The sequence below is a fragment of the Marinobacter sp. AL4B genome, from assembly GCF_019916045.1.
GTDB lineage: Bacteria > Pseudomonadota > Gammaproteobacteria > Pseudomonadales > Oleiphilaceae > Marinobacter.
Genome location: NZ_JAILWZ010000011.1, coordinates 1,127,132 through 1,142,155 on the forward strand (window position 1 = coordinate 1,127,132; position 15,024 = coordinate 1,142,155).

The 15,024-nt window shown below is 54.9% G+C and carries 15 protein-coding genes and 1 tRNA gene; 6 read left to right on the top strand and 10 right to left on the bottom strand.

All coding sequences use genetic code 11. The features are described 5' to 3' along the window. Nucleotides 1-58: 58 nt before the first annotated feature. From K5L82_RS09230 to K5L82_RS09255, 6 genes are read right to left on the bottom strand one after another with little or no spacing between them, the layout of a single operon-like run. Nucleotides 59-484 (bottom strand): secondary thiamine-phosphate synthase enzyme YjbQ, encoded by a 426-nt coding sequence (locus tag K5L82_RS09230; RefSeq protein WP_223133898.1) that lies wholly within the window; start codon nucleotides 482-484, stop codon nucleotides 59-61. Between the two features lie 14 nt (nucleotides 485-498). Then, nucleotides 499-1,566 (bottom strand): succinylglutamate desuccinylase/aspartoacylase family protein, encoded by a 1,068-nt coding sequence (locus tag K5L82_RS09235; protein WP_133006319.1) that lies wholly within the window; start codon nucleotides 1,564-1,566, stop codon nucleotides 499-501. Nucleotides 1,567-1,572: 6 nt separating this feature from the next. Continuing rightward, nucleotides 1,573-2,478 (bottom strand): 30S ribosomal protein S6--L-glutamate ligase, encoded by a 906-nt coding sequence (gene rimK, locus K5L82_RS09240; protein ID WP_133006320.1) that lies wholly within the window; start codon nucleotides 2,476-2,478, stop codon nucleotides 1,573-1,575. Nucleotides 2,479-2,480: 2 nt separating this feature from the next. After that, nucleotides 2,481-2,972: an ATP-dependent zinc protease gene (locus K5L82_RS09245; protein WP_133006321.1), complete on the bottom strand. Its 492-nt coding sequence runs from the start codon at nucleotides 2,970-2,972 to the stop codon at nucleotides 2,481-2,483. Further along, nucleotides 2,953-3,840: a mechanosensitive ion channel family protein gene (locus K5L82_RS09250; RefSeq protein ID WP_228258964.1), complete on the bottom strand. Its 888-nt coding sequence runs from the start codon at nucleotides 3,838-3,840 to the stop codon at nucleotides 2,953-2,955. Before K5L82_RS09250 ends, K5L82_RS09245 begins: the two co-directional genes overlap by 20 nt. A 21-nt stretch (nucleotides 3,841-3,861) precedes the next feature. After that, nucleotides 3,862-4,674 carry a hypothetical protein gene (locus K5L82_RS09255; protein ID WP_223133899.1) on the bottom strand — a complete coding sequence of 271 codons (813 nt, stop codon included), beginning with the start codon at nucleotides 4,672-4,674 and terminating at the stop codon, nucleotides 3,862-3,864. Nucleotides 4,675-4,811: 137 nt separating this feature from the next. Between K5L82_RS09255 and phrB the strand changes: the two genes are divergently transcribed. After that, the gene (phrB, locus tag K5L82_RS09260; RefSeq protein ID WP_223133900.1) at nucleotides 4,812-6,203 is read left to right on the top strand and encodes a deoxyribodipyrimidine photo-lyase; all 1,392 of its coding nucleotides are present in this window, start codon (nucleotides 4,812-4,814) and stop codon (nucleotides 6,201-6,203) included. A gap of 134 nt (nucleotides 6,204-6,337) precedes the next feature. Here the strand turns inward: phrB and K5L82_RS09265 are convergent, their stop codons facing one another. The 4 genes from K5L82_RS09265 to hemA are packed head-to-tail and all read right to left on the bottom strand — an operon-like array spanning nucleotide 6,338 to nucleotide 10,314. After that, nucleotides 6,338-7,084, bottom strand: coding sequence for a HesA/MoeB/ThiF family protein (locus tag K5L82_RS09265; protein WP_223133901.1), 747 nt, complete (start codon nucleotides 7,082-7,084; stop codon nucleotides 6,338-6,340). 14 nt (nucleotides 7,085-7,098) lie between these two features. Continuing rightward, nucleotides 7,099-7,935, bottom strand: coding sequence for a peptide chain release factor N(5)-glutamine methyltransferase (gene prmC / locus K5L82_RS09270; protein ID WP_262492557.1), 837 nt, complete (start codon nucleotides 7,933-7,935; stop codon nucleotides 7,099-7,101). Between the two features lie 4 nt (nucleotides 7,936-7,939). Beyond that, nucleotides 7,940-9,028, bottom strand: coding sequence for a peptide chain release factor 1 (gene prfA, locus K5L82_RS09275; RefSeq protein WP_133006326.1), 1,089 nt, complete (start codon nucleotides 9,026-9,028; stop codon nucleotides 7,940-7,942). Further along, a complete protein-coding gene (gene hemA, locus K5L82_RS09280; RefSeq protein WP_223133903.1) occupies nucleotides 9,025-10,314 on the bottom strand; it encodes a glutamyl-tRNA reductase in 1,290 nt (429 codons plus the stop codon). Before hemA ends, prfA begins: the two co-directional genes overlap by 4 nt. A gap of 232 nt (nucleotides 10,315-10,546) precedes the next feature. Between hemA and K5L82_RS09285 the strand changes: the two genes are divergently transcribed. The 5 genes from K5L82_RS09285 (at nucleotide 10,547) to K5L82_RS09305 (ending at nucleotide 14,883) form a co-directional block, all read left to right on the top strand. Beyond that, nucleotides 10,547-12,295, top strand: coding sequence for a tetratricopeptide repeat protein (locus tag K5L82_RS09285; protein WP_223133904.1), 1,749 nt, complete (start codon nucleotides 10,547-10,549; stop codon nucleotides 12,293-12,295). Next, on the top strand, nucleotides 12,292-12,918 hold the full coding sequence (gene lolB, locus K5L82_RS09290; protein WP_223133905.1) for a lipoprotein insertase outer membrane protein LolB: 627 nt from the start codon (nucleotides 12,292-12,294) through the stop codon (nucleotides 12,916-12,918). The genes K5L82_RS09285 and lolB overlap by 4 nt, the downstream gene beginning before the upstream one ends. 4 nt (nucleotides 12,919-12,922) lie before the next feature. Then, a complete protein-coding gene (gene ispE / locus K5L82_RS09295) occupies nucleotides 12,923-13,786 on the top strand; it encodes a 4-(cytidine 5'-diphospho)-2-C-methyl-D-erythritol kinase (protein WP_223133906.1) in 864 nt (287 codons plus the stop codon). A gap of 19 nt (nucleotides 13,787-13,805) precedes the next feature. After that, a tRNA-Gln gene (locus tag K5L82_RS09300) sits at nucleotides 13,806-13,880 on the top strand. A gap of 52 nt (nucleotides 13,881-13,932) precedes the next feature. Further along, nucleotides 13,933-14,883, top strand: a complete 951-nt coding sequence (locus tag K5L82_RS09305) for a ribose-phosphate diphosphokinase (protein ID WP_133006331.1) — start codon at nucleotides 13,933-13,935, stop codon at nucleotides 14,881-14,883. The last annotated feature ends 141 nt before the right edge of the window (nucleotides 14,884-15,024 follow it).

Below are 15,024 nucleotides of genomic sequence, written 5' to 3' on the forward strand. Positions count from 1 at the left end.
TGCGCTTGGCCCGGAACTTTACCGGTGCCAAGCGCCCTGACTTCCACTTATCTTTAAGTCACCAACGACCCTGCAACGTCGCCACAATGTTTCTTCCACCCGCATGATTCCGGTGTTCGCACAGATAAATACCCTGCCAAATGCCCAGCGCCAACTGGCCGTGAGTGATGGGAATCGTCAGTGAGGGCCCGATGATCACGTTCTTGATGTGGGAGGTGGTGTCATCCGGGCCTTCGAGCGTGTGTTCATAGTAAGACGCATTTTCCGGCACCATCACATTGAAGTGTCGCTCCAGATCGCCGCGAACATCCGGGTCCGCATTTTCATTGATCGCCAAGGACGCCGAGGTGTGCTGAATAAAAAGATTCAACAAGCCGACTTCGCAGTTGGTCAGCTCCGGCGCCCGCGCGAGGATGTCGTCGGTAACCAGATTGAAGCCCCTTGGGTACGACGGCAACTCAATGATGTTCTGATGCCAGATCATAGTCTCTCCACAGTTTATTTCTGCAGGTCATCCCAAGGGTGAACCGGAACAGCTGCGTCTTCGGGCACCTCGCTTTCGTATGAGCTTCGGAAGTAATCCATGGCTTTTTCCGCCTCACCCAGCTCATCAAAACGGGCGATGTGATAAATCGCCTCACCTTCATTCACCAGCGGCAAGTTGTTCACACAGATCACAATGCCCGAGCACGGCGATGCAATCGCGACTTCCGCTTCACCGAACGGGTCAGCAACCATCGCCAACTTTTGTCCTTTACGCACTCGTTGCCCCAAACGAGCGACTGGACGCATGATGCCGTCGATGTCGGCTCTCACCCACTGCGAGTTTGCCGCGGTTTCCGATCGTTTCTTCGGTGCCTTGGGACCTTTCTTGGCCGGCACCATTTCCAGTTCCCGCATCACTCGGATAATGCCTTTCACACCGCTGGCAATCACCACATCATCAAAACGCAGGGCTTCACCACCTTCGAAGGTAATGACAGGTATGTCGAGGGAATCTGCGTAGGCACGGAGGCTGCCGTCCCGCAGCCCAGCATTAATAATGATGGGTGCACCAAAAGCTTCGGCCATGCGGGTCGTTTCCGGATTTTTCAGTTCCGCCCGGATCTGCGGCAGGTTGAAACGGTGTACGGCGCCTGTGTGCAAATCGATGATGTGGGTCACCTTCTCCATGATCAGGGTGCGCAACAAATAGGCTATGCGACCACCTAACGAGCCGGATTCTGAGCCGGGGAAACACCGGTTCAGATCACGGCGGTCGGGTAGGTAACGGGTGCGCTGAACAAAACCGAATATGTTCACTATGGGCACCGCCACCAGGGTGCCGCGAAGGTGACGCAGCGCCGAGTTTTTCATCACCCGGCGAATGATCTCGACACCGTTGATTTCATCACCATGAATAGCGCCACACACCATCAATACTGGCCCATCACGGCGGCCATGCACCACTTCCACAGGAATATGCAGCGGCGTGTGGGTGTACAACTTGGCCACCTGTACGTTCACGGTTTCGCGAGTGCCGGCCTTCACCTGCACTCCAGCAATTTCAAACGGTGCTCTTGCCATGAACGATCAGCCTCTGCCCTTGGTTTTTGTTTTCCAAGGCTTATAGTTTTTCTCAGTCCAATTAATGATCATACCCGCAACGTTTTTACCGGTGGCATTTTCAATGCCTTCCAGTCCCGGCGAGGAATTCACCTCCATCACCAGCGGACCACGGCTAGAGCGCAGCAAATCGACACCCGCCACATTCAGACCCATCGCTTTTGCCGCGGTAACGGCTGTGCGCCGCTCTTCCGGGGTAATGCGCACCAACGAGGCAGTACCACCACGGTGTAGGTTTGAACGGAACTCGCCCTCGGCACCTTGGCGTTTCATGGCCGCAATCACTTTGTCGCCAATCACGAAACAGCGGATATCGGCACCACCGGCCTCCTTGATGAATTCCTGCACCAGAATGTCAGCCTTCAGCCCCATAAAAGCTTCTATCACGCTTTCGGCCGCTTTTCGGGTTTCCGCCAGCACCACACCGATACCTTGAGTACCTTGCAGCAACTTGATCACCACCGGCGCGCCCCCCACCATTTTCAGCAGTTCCGGCACGTTATCTGGCTTATTGGCGAAGCCGGTCACCGGCATGCCCACGCCTTTGCGGGCCAGTAACTGCAACGAGCGCAGCTTATCCCGTGAACGTGTAATCGCTACGGACTCGTTCACCGGAAATACGCCCATCATTTCGAACTGCCGCAGTACAGCGGTGCCGTAGAAGGTAACCGAGGCACCGATCCGCGGAATCACCACGTCGAAGTCTTCCAACACTTCCTCGTGATAATGGATCCTGGGGTCTGCAGACGTGATGTTCATAGAGCAATGTAAGCAATCAATCACCTTCACTTCGTGGCCGCGATTGATGCCTTCTTCCATCAAACGCCGGGTCGAATACAGGTGACGATTGCGCGACATAATCGCAATTTTCATGATCAGGTCCTTGGTGCCGGTTCGCCGGCAAGATAAGAGGATTCAGGGTACACAACAGCGCGGCCCGACAAGGCGGTGCGCCCTAGCAACATCCGAAATCGCATAGAATCCCGGTTGGTCAGTGTCATTTCAATCGGCCAGCTTTCTCCCCCCACAGTGACCATGGTCTCGACCACCAGCCGTAGCTCCTTGTGACCGCCGGAATCGGTCACCGTGCGTTCATCCAGCACTTTCGCATCGCACTCGACGACTTCCTTCATTTCATTTTGAACAGGGTGAACCCAAAACTTTACCCGGCGCTCTCCGTTCTCAGTATAGGGCTCTGTCCGAAACGTATGCAGGCAGGAGGTACGCGCGCCCGTATCGACCTTGGCTTTCATCCGGTCAATACCAAGTTCCGGTAACCCTACCCATTCGCGCCAACCCAGCCCGACTCTGTTTTCAACGATGGCTGGTGGCGTAGTTGTTGTTACTTCAGTCGTGCTTATCGACATCCGGGACACCCTTATTTTTATGTTGCTCCGGTGCCAACAGCTGCACCCGGAATGGCTCTGAATGACTACCGGCATAGATGCTGGTATGAGGGAACGGTATCTCGATGCCGTGGCTATCGAGCATTTTCTTCACAGCAATCATCATACTGCTTCGACCTTCAAGGAAACGATCTTTGGGCACCCAAAGCGAAAACTGTAAATCCACGGACGATGCACCAAAACCGGTGACCTGCACGAAGGCTTTGGGTTCTTCCAAACAGGCGGCATTCTCCTCCGCCAGCTCCAGCAGCAGTTCGCTAACGCGCTCAACATCTTCGGCGTAGGCTATCCCCAGCGTCAGGTCGATGCGCCGGATCGGGAAGCGCGACCGATTCACCACCCGTGTTTTAATCAGGGTTTCATTGGGGATGCGCACATACAGGTTGTCGGGAGTACGTAGCTTCACGCTCAGCAAATCGATTGCCACCACCTCACCTATGGTGGCATCTACATCGATAACATCACCAATCTCAAAGGGTTTTTCCATAACCAAGAACAAACCGCTGATAATATTCGAGGCTGACGTTTGAGAAGCAAAGCCAATGGCCACAGTCAGGATACCGGCAGCTCCAAGCACCACTTCCAATGAAAAACCCGCTTCACGCAGCGCCGCTACCGCAAACAGCACGAACACCAGATAGAAGCACAAACGGCGGATCATCACCTGATGATGGCGGGAAACCCGGTCACCCACCAAGCGGCCTAAACTCCGAGCGAGCAATGTGCCGAGCACCGCACCCAACAACATCAAAAATGCCGCGGAAAACCACTGCCCCCAAGCTATGCCGTTGGCTATTTCAGCGATTGTTTGCTGTATCGAATCAAACAAAGCACTACTCCTGTTAGGCTATCAACCAAAGATGTTGTCCACGGCACGTACTAATCTGCGCCCCCGGGCCAACTTTTCCCGGGCCGGGGCAATGGCTTCGCACTTGCCCGCTTCAGCGACTACCGCATGGTCGATGTGCAAACTGGCCGAACTCATATCGGTTTCACACTTCACCGTAACACCCGATGTCCAGAGTTGCCCCCGCTCGTTCCGATAAATCGCCAGCAGAGGTGTAGGCAAACTGAATCGCTCCAGCAGTAAGGGTTTTTCCCGCTCATTGATAATCGTCACGGGCGTCACTGCACGCCAAGGGCGTTTAGGCACAGCCTCCAGCGCCAGACGGCCATAGGTTGACGAGGCATAGCACAACTCACCTTCGCAGGTGTTTCGGCCGAGCCAGGTCATCGATGGCGGTGCCAGCGGAAACTCGGCCAGTTCGGTACGCGCTTCACCAACGCAGACTTTCATCCAAAGTGTCGTACCCACGTACAGCACACAGCGGGCACCGGCGGGGATGGTCAGGGGCTGAAATGGCCGAATAACCGTCGGCAAGTTGGCCATGGCCGGCACAAAGCAAAGCACCCCGTCATCGTTAGTGCGCACGAAGCGCTGAACCTTCACGTCGGCCGATGGCAGAGTATGGCCGGTCGATTCGTACCAGTTTTCAGGGTCTGTGCCTTGCTTTGAGGACTGTTCCCGGATCTGCCACTCCAAATCCAACAGCGTGATCCACAAACGGGTATGACCGAGCTGGTGCTGCTGCGTCTGGCCGGAAACCAGTTGATAGGGATGCGCCCAGACACCATCGCGCGGGCTTTCGAATTTCTCAGTCATACCGTGGAAAAAACTCCTTTTTCCTGGCAGGGATTATTGTTTAACTATAATCCAATCAGGCAAGGTCAGCGAATATATAAGTTAATGATTTTTCGCCTGTAATTACCCCTACTTCACAGCACGAGGTAAACCTGCTCATGGCTGAACTGGTCTGGCTTCGAAACGACCTCCGCACCGCAGACAACGCGGCTCTGACCGCCGCCTGCAAAAGCGGTCGCCCCGTACGGGCGTGCTTTATCGTCACACCTGAACAATGGCAGGAGCACGACTGGTCAGCCGCGCGAGTTCAGTTTGTGCTGGAACACGCCAATGCGCTGTCAAAGCAACTGGCCAAGCTTGGCATTACGCTCAACTTCCTCCATACCGCAACCTTTGATTCCAGCGTTGACGTACTGGAACAACACTGCCGCCAGCACGGCATTAGCCAACTTCATTTCAACGAGGAATATGGGGCCAACGAGCGAAAACGCGATAAGCAGGTCCGGGACAGGCTATCTTCGCTGGGTGTAGCAGTGAAAAAATACCGAGATCAAACCGTGGCGCCGGTCGGGAAAATTCTCACTCAGAAAGACGAGCCTTATTCCGTTTTCACCCCGTTTTCACGCCGATGGCGGGTATGGGTAGAAGAAACACACCCAACGCTGTATCCATCTCCCTCTGCCAAGGGGGCGGAAGTCACGCCGGAACAAACCGACACCCTCCCTGCCCCGTTCGAGAACGCTCCGGAGCCTTTGGTGGAAACCGGCGAAAACGCCGCCCACGATGCACTGGACGAATTTCTCACAGAGCGCGCCGCCAGCTACAACGATACCCGGGACTTTCCCGCGCTGGACGGCACCAGCCTGCTGTCGCCCTACCTGGCGAACGGTGTTTTGTCAGGCCGCCAGTGCTTGATCGCCGCCCAACAAACCGGCAGCTCCGGCGAGGGCATTGAAACCTGGATCAACGAAATTGCCTGGCGCGATTTCTACATCAATATTCTTTACCACTACCCAAGGCTCAGCATGCACCGAGCCTTCAAGCCGGAAACAGAGGCGCTGAAGTGGAATGAGCCGGGTGAGCATTTCGAAGCCTGGAAAGAAGGCATAACCGGTATTCCGATTGTGGATGCCGCCATGCGTCAGCTAAAAACCACCGGCTGGATGCACAATCGCCTGCGGATGATCACCGCGATGTTCCTTTCCAAAAACCTGTTTATTGATTGGCGGCTGGGCGAAGCCTGGTTTATGCAAAACCTGGTGGACGGGTTTCTGGCCTCTAACAACGGAGGCTGGCAGTGGAGTGCGTCTACAGGCACAGATTCAGCGCCCTATTTTCGGGTATTTAACCCGGTCACCCAGAGCGAACGTTTTGATCCGAAAGGCGAGTTTATCCGGAACTGGGTACCAGAGTTGGCGAAGCTGGATAACAAACGGATTCATGATCCGTCGAAAGGTGGAGTGATTCCCAAAGGGTATCCTCGGCCCATCGTGGATTTGAAGGAAAGCCGGAAAGAAGCGATTGCCCGATTTCAGGCTTTGAAGGACTGAGTAAGGGGACCAGGCAGGGCTGGGGCGGCTCTCCAAAAACCACTCCTTCGGCACGTCCATGTGACGCTTCTGCTCCGCCATCCATGGCTACGCACATTTTTGGAGAGCCGCCCCAACCCTGCCCTACCTTTGAGTTAGACCGAACACACCGGGCAGTCTGGATCTTTTAGGAGCTTCATTTCTCGCCATTGCATCTGCCAGGCATCCAGGATGAGCAAACGACCAACCAAAGACTGGCCTACGCCACTGATGACTTTAATGGCCTCCATCGCCTGAGCCGAACCAATCATGCCCACCAAAGGAGCAATCACACCGGCTTCCGAGCAGGTCAGGTCTTCATTGCCTTGCTCTTCGTACAAACAGTGGTAGCACGGGCTCTCAGGGTTTCGGGGATCATAAACGGATAACTGCCCTTCACCCCGAATGGCCGCTCCTGAAACCAATGGAACGCCAGTAGCAACAGACGCACGGTTGAGGGCGAAGCGGGTGTTGAAGTTATCGGTGCAGTCCAGCACCAAAGTTGCATCAGCCACCAACTGCGCAAGGTCCTCACCATCCACGCGGCGATTGACGGCATTTACCGTAATTTCGGGGTTAATAGCGCGAACACGTTCAGCTAGACGCTCGGCTTTGGAGTCGCCGAGCCAGCTTTGCTGAAAGCCGATCTGGCGCTGCAGGTTGGCCAGTTCGATCTGGTCGTCATCCACCAGAGTTAACTGCCCGACTCCGGCCGCCCCCAGATACAACGCAACCGGACAGCCCAAGCCACCGGAGCCCAATATAATGACCCGAGCTTCTTTCAGCCTTTGCTGGCCAGCTATATCGAATTGGGGAATCAGGATTTGGCGGCTGTAGCGGAGCAGTTCGTCATCGCTGAGCATAGAGAGTCTCGCAGTTAATCGCTGGCTGGCTTTCGGGCCAGGGTCATGCGGTCGTTTCCGCCGTAATCCTTGCGGGTTTCTATGTTGCGCCATCCGGCTTGGGTAAACAAATCCCGAACCGCATCGCCCTGGTCGTAGCCGTGTTCCAACATCATCCAACCACCAGCATTTAACCAACCCAAGCCTTGGGTGACCAACAACCGAATGTCATCTAAACCGTCGTTGCCGGCCACCAAGGCCGATGCTGGCTCAAAGCGCACATCGCCCTCGCTGAGGTGGCGATCACTGGCCGGAATATAAGGCGGGTTGGAAATGAGCAAGTCAAAAGCGCCTGCTGGGAGCTCTTCAAACCAATGGCTTTGGATTACCGAAACCGGGAGATTCAGGTTCTGGCTGTTCTCACGGGCCAATTCCACCGCTTCGGCAATGCGATCGGTAGCGGTTATCTGCCACTCGGGCTTTTCGCTGGCGAGAGCCAAGGCAATGGCGCCCGTGCCGGAGCCCAAATCCAGAACCTTCGCCGACTCGGGCAATTCAAGCGACAAGGCGGCTTCTACCAGACATTCGGTATCGGGGCGAGGTATCAGAGTGGACGTGGATACCCTCAAAGGCAACGACCAAAACTCTTGTTGGCCGAGAAGGTAAGCAATGGGCTTGCCCTCAACCCGTTCGGCGACAAGCACGAAGAACTGTTCCGCCTGCTCCGCCGTAATTTCACGCTCAGGCCAGGCCCGAAAACTAGTGCGGCTCAGACCGCTGACGTGGCTCAGCAGCAATTCAGCATCCAGTTTGGGTGAATCGCCACCGATTCTGGCCTCGGCATCTTGTATTAGAGCTTCACAAGTCAACAAGGGATTACTGATCCTGTGACAGCTCGGCCAGCAACTCGGCCTGATGTTCCTGTTGCAGCGGCACCACCACCGCATCCAAGTCGCCACCAACCACTTCGTCCAGCTTATACAGGGTGAGGTTGATTCTATGATCCGTCACCCGGCCTTGCGGGAAGTTGTAGGTGCGGATGCGCTCTGAGCGGTCACCGCTACCCACCAGACTTTTCCGGGTTTCGGCCATACTTTGCTGCTGCTTTTCGAGCTCGGCATTCTGCAGGCGAGAGGCCAGCAGGCTCATGGCTTTGGCGCGGTTCTTGTGCTGCGACCGCTCTTCCTGACATTCAACTACGAGCCCTGTTGGCAGGTGAGTAATGCGGATCGCAGAGTCGGTTTTGTTTACGTGCTGCCCACCGGCACCGGAGGCCCGGAAGGTGTCTACGCGTAAGTCACCTTTGTTGATATCGATGGTTTCGGCTTCGCCGGCTTCCGGAATAACAGCCACCGTGCAAGCAGAGGTATGAATGCGCCCCTGGGATTCGGTTTCCGGTACCCGTTGAACTCGGTGTGCTCCGGATTCAAATTTCAGTGTTCCGTAAACGCCATCGCCAGACAAACGGGCGATCACCTCTTTATAACCGCCGTGCTCACCTTCGTTCTCATTCAGTATCTCGACTTGCCAGCGGCGCTTTTCCGCGTAACGGGAATACATGCGAAACAGGTCACCGGCAAAAATAGCGGCTTCATCACCACCGGTGCCGGCACGAACTTCCAGAAACACGTTTTTGGTGTCGTTAGGATCTTTCGGCAACATCAATCGTTGCAGCTCGGCATCCAGCTCTTCACTTCGGGCCTGAGCATCAGACAGCTCTTCTTCGGCCATGGCACGCATATCCGCATCGCCATCTTTCGCCAACTCTTTCGCTTCGGCGATATCATCCAGAGACTGCTGCCATGCCTGGAAGCATCTCACCACAGGTTCAATCTCTGCATACTCTTTAGAAAGATCACGAAATTTGTTCTGGTCGGCAATAACTGAGGCATCGCTTAACAGCGCACTCACCTCCTCGAACCGCTCTACTAACTGTTCAAGGCGGGATTTAATCGATGGCTTCATAGTTTTTCCGTGGTGGTGGGCTCGTCAGCATCCAACATTTCAAGCTGGTAAAGCTCTCGCAGTAAGTCCGCAACTTCGGTACGCCCTTCAGCCATGGCTTTACGAACTTGAGTAGATGGTTGGTGCAGAAGTTTATTCGTCAGACCCCGCGCCAAACTGCGAAGTGCGGTTTCCGGGTCGGTACCGTTACGCAGCGCTCTCAGCGCTTTCTCGGTTTCCGCGTCGCGGAGCGATTCCGCTCGTGAACGGAATACCTTTAGGGTAGAAACAGCGTCGAGCGCGCGCAGCTGATCAAGAAAATCCTGAACACCACTGGCAATCAGGTTCTCAGCCTCACGGGCGGCACCCTCCCGAGAGCGGACGTTTTCTTCAATCACCTGGCGCAAATCGTCAACGGTGTATAGGTACACATCCGCTAAGCCGCCCACTTCCGGTTCTATATCACGAGGAACCGCAATATCCACCATAAAATAGGGGCGGTGTTTACGTTTTTTCAAAGCGCGTTCTACTGCGCCTTTACCAAGAATCGGCAGCGGACTGGCCGTTGATGAGATTACGATATCGACATCGGCCAAGTAATCCGGAATTTCGGAAAGGACAATACCTTTACCGCCGTGGATCTCGGCCAACGCTTGGGCACGTTCCAGCGTTCGGTTGGCGACCAGAAAATCACGCACACCGGCATCGGCTAAATGGCGAGAAACCAGCTCGATGGTTTTTCCGGCACCAATCAGCAGCGCCTTGTTTCGGGACATGTCCGCGAAAATCTGATGCGCCATGCTGACTGACGCGTAAGCAACCGAGACTGGGTTTTCGCCGATCGCCGTTTCTGTCCGGACTCGCTTTGCAACAGAAAAGGTGTGTTCAAACAGGCGAGACAAGAAGGCACCCGTGGCGTTGTGTTCCCGCGCCAGGGCGTATGCATCCTTCAGCTGGCCAAGAATCTGGGGCTCACCCAACACCATAGAGTCAAGGCCTGCGGCTACACGCATCATGTGCCGCACGGCGTCGGAATCGCGGTGCACGTATATCACGTTTTCAAGATCAGCCGCGTCCAACTCATGGAACCCGGCCAACCAACGCAATAACGCTGGCGCGCAATCGTCGTCGCCCGCCAAATAGAGTTCCGTGCGGTTACAGGTAGATAAGATGCCGGCTTCACTGGCACCCGTCGCCGCACGCAGTTCGGAGAAGGCCTCAGCCATCCGTTCAGGCGTAAACGCTACCCGCTCGCGGATTTCCACGGGCGCAGTGCGGTGATTTATTCCCAGTGTCAGCAATGCCATTGTGAGCTTAAAACACCTCAGTCCAATGAAAGGTAAGCAGCCTCATTCTACCGGCGCCCGCTCGCGCCTGCCACCTGAAAACACCCGGGCTTCGGCAACTGCGGACATGTTGGGCAACTTCAAGCGCTTATGCCATTATAGGCGCTCGGCCTTGACCACGATCCGATCTGCCTCAATTTTCAGGCAATGAACGGTCATTCTGAAACACAGCCTCGAGCTCACAGGACGCTGCATGCAAAGAAACGCACCACACCTGGCCACCTGCCTGCTGGGAATCACCTTCGCCACTTTATCCGGCTGTTCCAGTTTTTCAGGGCCATCAACTCAACCGGCCCCGGAACCCATTGCCACTCCAGCGCCTGAGCAAACCGATATAGAGTACGCCGACTTCGAGCCCGAAGTACTTTATCAACTCTTATCGGCAGAGGTCGCGGCACAACGAGGTCGCTACGACGTTACTCTAGTCAATTATATTCAGGCCGCGAAAACCTCCAAAGACGATGGCGTGATCGAACGGGCCATGCGCATTGCCCAAACCCTGAATGCCGACAACGCCCAACAGCAACTGGCTGATTTGTGGCTCGAAAAATCGCCGGAAAACGTCCAAGCCCACCGTGTAGCAGCCATTCAGGCGGTCAAACGGCAAAACCTGGAAACGGCGCTGGTTCACATGGAAAAGATCATGGATCAGGGCGAAGACGCTGATTTCGACAGCCTCGCCGCCATGGCCACTCAACTTCCTCCCGCGCAGCAACAAGAACTACTGACACTGTATCTGCGCTTAGCCGAACGCCATCCAAACACGCCGGATTTGGAATACGGTATCGCTTTGTTGATGAAAGTCTCCGGCGACTCCCAATCTGGTCTGGACCGCCTGGAGCCCTTAATCAGTGCGCACCCGAACTTTCAACCGGCGATCACACTCAAAGGCGACTTGCTTTACCAAACCGGCCAAACTAAGGCGGCGCTGAACCACCTCACCACCAATACCCGCCGATTTCCTGACAACCGTCAGATGGGCACACTTTACGGCCGCATTCTCATTAACGAGAAAAAGCTGCAAGCCGCTCAAGACGAATTTCAGCGACTGGTAAAACGCCATCCTGAAACACCGGGACTGAAACTCTCCCACGCTCTAGTGGCATTGGAAAACCAGCAACCTGACATTGCCCGCGAAAATCTGCAAGCGTTAGTCAACCAGGGCCACCACACCGACGAAGCCAAGTTCTACCTTGGCCGCATTGAAGAAAAAGCCGGAAACATAGAACTGGCCATCAATCACTACCAAAGCGTGAAATCCGGCAACTACTACTTCCCCGCCCTGTCACGCGCCAGTGAGCTGCAAGCTCAGGCAGGCGAACTGAATGAAGCGCTCAGCCATATACAATCGCTAAGAGCCAACAACCCTCAACAAGCCGAAAAGTTTTGGCTGCTCGAAATCAATCTGCTGATTGACCAAGACATGAAAGCAAAGGCATTAGCCGCCACCAAGACGGCACTCGAAGAACACCCAAAAAGCGTTGAAGCTCGCTATGCGCGCGCCATGCTGCTGGACGCTGACGGTAAACACGAGCAGGCAGAGCAAAACCTGACAGCGATCCTCGACATAGAACCAACCAGCTCCATCACCCTCAACGCTCTCGGCTATATATTGATAGAGCGAACCGATCGTCTGCAGGAAGCGCAAGGCTACATCGAACGCGCCCTTGCTCTCGACCCGGACAACCCTGCCATTCTCGACAGCCTGGGGTGGGTCTTGTTCAAGCAAGGCCGCACGATGGAAGCGCTAGAATACCTGTCGGAAGCTTGGGGCGCCTATCCCGACCCTGAAGTCTCAGCCCATTACGGCGAAGCGCTTTGGAGCATCGGTGAGGAAGAACAAGCTCGCATTGTCTGGGAAGAAGGCCTGGATGAAGACCCCGATCACGAGATTCTTCTCAAAACCATCGAGCGTCTGACCAGCGAAGGGGACGAAGAATGATTCGCAGAACGCTCACTCTGTTAGCCTTGCTAGTCTCAATAACTGGCTGTACCACCATACAACTAGAACCGTTGCCCGAAGGCATGACTGAACAGCCACCCGCTGAGTGGGCTGCTCGTTCGGACGAATTAACCCGATTCAATCACTGGCTGCTGTCGGGCAAATTGGCCGTCAAACAACCCTCCGACAGCGGGACTGCGGTGATCAACCGCTGGCAACAGCGCAACGAAAGCTACGACCTGGCACTGTCTTCATCGTTTCTGGGGATGGGCGGCACCCAATTAAAAGGGGTGCCTGGATACATTCAGCTGACGTTGCCGAATGGAGACCGTTACCAGTCTTCAGAACCTGAAAAACTGATCCAGGCAGCCACGGGCTGGCAACTCCCCATCGACAATTTAACCTGGTGGATCAGAGGATTGCCCGCTCCGGACGGTGATTTTCGCCTGCTGTTTGATGAACAAAATAAGCTGGCCATTCTCGAACAAGATGGCTGGGAGATACGGTACGATCGCTGGCAGCCGTTCATAGAAGCCCTACCCGAACTGCCCGCACGAATCACCGCCCTGAAGGGCGACAAACGAGTCCGTGTTGTGATCAGTCGCTGGCAGCGAGAGGATTAATTCCGTGTCGACCTGCATCACCCTGCCTTCGCCAGCAAAACTAAACCTGTTTTTGCACATCACCGGCAAGCGCCCGGACGGCTACCATGAGCTTCAAACCCTGTTCCAGTTTCTGGACTATGGCGACGAGCTGACGTTCACTCTTACCCCGGACCAGGCCGGGGTGCGCCTGGAAAATTCCATCGAAAGCGTCCCCGATGACCAAAATCTCATCATCCGTGCCGCCCAGTCACTGGCTTTACACAGCGCGAAACCGTTACCCGGCGTTAGCATTCGTTTAAAAAAACGCCTGCCCATGGGCGGCGGATTGGGTGGCGGCAGTTCCAATGCCGCCACCACGCTTCTCGGCTTGAACTATCTTTGGGACTTGAACCTTAGTGAAGAAAAGCTGGCCGACATCGGCCTGGCCTTGGGTGCAGACGTGCCGGTTTTTGTTCGCGGCAAAGCAGCCATTGGAGAAGGTGTGGGTGAAGTACTGACTCCCGCAAACCCGCCCCAGGACTGGTTCCTGGTGCTAAAACCAAACTGCGAAGTCAACACTGGAAAGATTTTTTCAGAAAAAGGGTTGACAAGAGACACCCCAAAATTGAAAATACGCCCCGCTTTTGAGGGAGACGCCTCGAGGTACCGAAATGACTGCGAGGATGTAGTTCGTGAACTGTATCCTGAGGTCGACCAAAGCCTGGAATGGCTTGCACAATTCGGACCTGCAAGATTAACCGGAACCGGGGCTTGCATTTTTGGACGTTTCCCTACAGAATCCGCAGCGCGGATCATCTGGGAAAGCAAACCCTCCGGCATCAAAGGGTTCGTAGCTAAAGGGGTGAACATTTCACCACTTCACACAAAGCTAACAGAGCTAAGATGATGCCAGAAAAGCACGATACTGGGGTGTCGCCAAGTGGTAAGGCAACGGGTTTTGATCCCGTCATGCGCAGGTTCGAATCCTGCCACCCCAGCCACCTTTCTCCCGCTTCTTCTGAATCAAACGCCGATACCGAGAAGGATGCCGTCGTGTCAAAACTGATGATCTTCGCTGGCAACGCCAATCCCGAGCTTGCCAAAGCAATCGCACAAAAACTTCACATTCCCATGGGCGAAGCCACTGTTGGCCGCTTCAGCGATGGTGAAACCACCGTTGAGATCAATGAGAATGTACGTGGCCATGATGTTTTCATCATTCAGCCCACCTGCTACCCCACTAACGACAACCTGATGGAATTGATCGTGATGGCTGACGCCCTGCGTCGTGCCTCCGCATCACGAATCACCGCAGTTGTTCCTTATTATGGGTATGCACGTCAAGATCGCCGCGTTCGCTCAACACGAGTCGCCATCAGCGCTAAGGTCGTAGCTGATATGATCTCCAGCATCGGCGTGGATCGTGTACTGACGCTTGACCTGCACGCAGACCAGATTCAAGGCTTCTTCGATATTCCGGTAGACAACATCTACGCCACACCCGTGATGCTGGAAGACATTGAAAAGCAGCGTTTCGAAAACTTTGTCGTTGTATCCCCTGACGTAGGTGGTGTTGTTCGCGCCCGCGCCGTTGCCAAGCGCATGGACGACGCCGACCTAGCCATCATCGACAAACGTCGCCCGAAAGCCAATGTATCTCAGGTTATGCACATCATCGGTGATGTTGCCGACAAAACCTGTATCTTGGTGGATGACATCGTGGATACCGCCGGCACCCTGTGCAAAGCCGCTGAAGCCCTGAAAAATCGCGGCGCTTCGCGCGTTGTTGCCTACATTACCCACCCGGTACTGTCTGGCCCGGCAATCGAGAATATTAACGGATCTGAGCTCGACGAACTGATCGTCTGCGACACGATTCCGCTGAGTGACAAAGCGAAGAATTGTGATAAAATCCGCGTCCTCAGTATGGCTGGCCTGCTTGCGGAATCTATCCGCCGCGTCAGCAACGAAGAATCAATCAGCGCCCTGTTTGAGAACGTGTAATTCGGAAACCCCGAATAGAAGCGCAAATTCAGATTGGTAAAACACGCTGAAACCGTATCCGAGTCGGGAGCCTAACAAGGCTCCCGACTCTTTTAGTCAGTCTGAGAAATAATTCTCGGGCTATTCAAAAACATCATCTGT